This is a genomic window from Fluviicoccus sp., from assembly GCF_030646115.1.
Taxonomy (GTDB): domain Bacteria; phylum Pseudomonadota; class Gammaproteobacteria; order Pseudomonadales; family Moraxellaceae; genus Fluviicoccus.
On the sequence record NZ_JAUSMX010000036.1, the window covers coordinates 1 to 2645 of the forward strand.

A 2645-nucleotide genomic window follows, 5' to 3' on the forward strand; every position below is an offset into this window, starting at 1 on the left:
GCCGCAAGATGCTTTACCTCAACCCGCTGCTGCACCGGCTGCCCCGGCTGGCTCTGCAGGACATGCCCGTGTCCCACTACCGGATTCGCAAGGCGCACAAACCTGACCAGTTGTCGACCCTGGAAGCCACCTGCGCCGCGCTGGCGCAGCTTGAAGGGAATGCCGATCTGTTTGCCCCGCTGCTGGCCGCGTTTGACGGGTTTGTGGCGCAGCAGGCGGGCTATCGGGCTTGAGTGCGTGGACATCACCAAAATACCTTCGTTTTCGATAAAAGGCCAGGCAGTTCAATCATTAACGTGCTTTATTTTCCGTTTCCTGAAGCAACCCCAAGTAGGGGGTCAAACGACCGCCTAAAGCCAAAAAATCATTGGTTTGACTTGGTAGGTGCCAAACATTGACGCAGCTAGGGCGCCACTTTACGCTCGGCTCACTTAGTGCAATCGAGCGTTCCTGTGCATTTTGGGTAATTAGTACACCCCCAAAAATAGTGACCTCTATTCCGGCCTCTTTTTGCCTTACGTAGGCGCATAACGTCTCCACATCCTGGACACGGCGGTGCCTTCGGACGCACTCGCGGTGGTAGGGATTGAACTGGCCTTGATGAAGGTGCAGGTGCAGGTGCAGGTGCAGGTGCAGGCGATTGAATACGAGGAGAAGGAGGCTCTACTAGAGTTGTCGGAAGCGACTTTGGCGGAACAAGCTCCGAGGCCTGTCCGCCACGAAAGAAAGATGCATAAGCCCAGACACCGAGAGCGGCCAAAAGAATGTAGTTTGCGATTCTTTTCTCAGGTTGATTGCCTTTTCCACCATGCCAAGAGCATGTTCCCGGCCCTGAGCTTAAGGTTGTTGTTCCGTCTGAACAATATCGATTTCCATCACTGACAACTAGCGTGGCGACGAACCAAACCGTGATTATTCCAATAAGCACTTTCCATGTGAGCTTCATAGACTGATTTACCCTCTGTTTGGTTAATTCTTGACTCCAGCGATGTTGGATAAAGCTTCACATGGTGCGAACGCACTGCTGGCCTCCTACCCCGCTCCCTAAACCTCAATTCCAGGCCTGCTTTCTCAAAAAATCTGCTCAAAAACCTTCGTCATCGCGAGGTCGTTGGTCGTGACGATCCATCGTAGGAAAAGCGCAGCCATGGATCGCCGCGCTACGCTCGCAATGACGAAAGTGAATGACTAACATAATTGTAATTTCCTGCGCCCTTAGGTGTTGCCGGCGGCCGTGTTACAGCCGCAGCGCCTGGGCGTAACCCGTCATTTCCAGGTAACCGCTGCCCACCGGCTGGCCGTTGCTGCCTATTAGCGCGCTCAGGCCTTCCCAGTAAATGGCGCCGGTCGACTGGCGGCTGTCGAGTTCCTGGTTGTCGATCACGGCCCGCACCGTATAGGCGTCGGTGGGGGTGCGCACCATCCATTCCACCGGGTAGCTGGCCTGGGTCAGCGGGCTTTTCCAGTGCCGCACGGGTTTGAATACCACGTCGCCCCGGCTGAAAATGGTGAGCATGCCCTGGGCTGACCGGAACGAGCCGCCGTCCCATACCGCGTTGCCGTCCTTGTCGCGCAGCCTGAACGCCGTCAGTGCGCTGCCGTCCGCCAGGTTCATGCCGATCCAGTCCCAGCCCACCGCGCTCGGGTGCAGCAGTTCCTGGCTCCAGTCGTGGTCCAGCCAGGCCTTGCCGGTCACCTCAAACGTTTTGCCCTGCACCTGCAGGCTGCCGCGCGTGGCCAGTTGGGGCTGGCTGTAGTAGTAGCTGGCCTGCTTTTCATCGGGCCCTTTGCGGGACAAGCCCTGCTTGCCTTGCAGCAGCACGTTCTGGGTTTCCTCAAACTGCAGCTTCAGGGCAAAGTCCGCCGCCGGCAGTTCTGCGATATAGGTGCTGCCCTCGGCTTTTAGCGACCAGTCGCGCAGCGTGACGGCCATGTCCTGCTCGCTCGCCTCGGCCACGCCAAAGCCGGCGCGCGCAATGCGCTGGTCGTGCCAGAGTTTCCTGCCCGCCACATCGGTGATGGCGGCATGGGCAAACAGCAGCTGTTTGGCGGCAAATTTCGAGGTCATGGCCTGCGTGGCCTCGACCCGGGCGCGGAAAAACGTGAGCTGAAAACCAAAGCTGCGTGAGCCCGGCTCCGTAGTTGATGCCTGTCCTGTGATGTACCACCACTCGGTCCTGAAGTCGGGGTGCGCGCCCCGGTCGCGCGGAAAAACCAGGGCCTTGGCGGGCAGGGCTAGGGCGGGGTGGGGCCAGCTTGCAAGGCCCGCCATCCCGGCGAGCAAAAAATGGCGGCGAAGCAGGCTGGCGGGCAGTCGGCGCATGTCAGCGGGCCCGCACGGAATGCATCAGGAAAATTTGACGAGGGCGCATGCCCCGATTCTCGCAGCAAGGCCGCTGGCGCTGCGGCCCGCGTTCAATAGACTTGGGGCTGGGCCGTGGTCTGAAAAACAATTTCGCCGGTGGGTACATGCACCACCCGGACTTCCTGACAGGTCGGGTCGGCCAGACTTTTGACCGCCACGGCCACGGCCAGCGAGTAGTTTCTGTAAAGGTGGTTAAAGTTGGGTGATGCGAGCAAGCGACCGATCAGCCTGTCTGTGCCTTCAATGCGGTACTGGTCAGTTGTCATCCTGGTTTCCTTCT

At 58.9% G+C, this 2645-nt stretch carries 4 protein-coding genes; 2 read left to right on the plus strand and 2 right to left on the minus strand.

The features are described from left to right. Positions 1-233, plus strand: a 233-nt coding sequence (locus Q7T36_RS17880) for a DTW domain-containing protein (protein WP_304852067.1), incomplete at its 5' end; no start/stop codon positions are given. 322 nt (positions 234-555) lie between these two features. Then, on the plus strand, positions 556-882 hold the full coding sequence (locus tag Q7T36_RS17885) for a hypothetical protein (protein ID WP_304852070.1): 327 nt from the start codon (positions 556-558) through the stop codon (positions 880-882). A gap of 355 nt (positions 883-1237) precedes the next feature. Here Q7T36_RS17885 and Q7T36_RS17890 read toward each other — a convergent pair whose 3' ends face one another. Both Q7T36_RS17890 and Q7T36_RS17895 read right to left on the minus strand, forming a co-directional pair. Beyond that, positions 1238-2323: a lipocalin-like domain-containing protein gene (locus tag Q7T36_RS17890; protein ID WP_370690150.1), complete on the minus strand. Its 1086-nt coding sequence runs from the start codon at positions 2321-2323 to the stop codon at positions 1238-1240. A 92-nt stretch (positions 2324-2415) separates the two neighbouring features. Then, positions 2416-2645, minus strand: a 230-nt coding sequence (locus tag Q7T36_RS17895; protein ID WP_304852073.1) for a hypothetical protein, incomplete at its 5' end; no start/stop codon positions are given.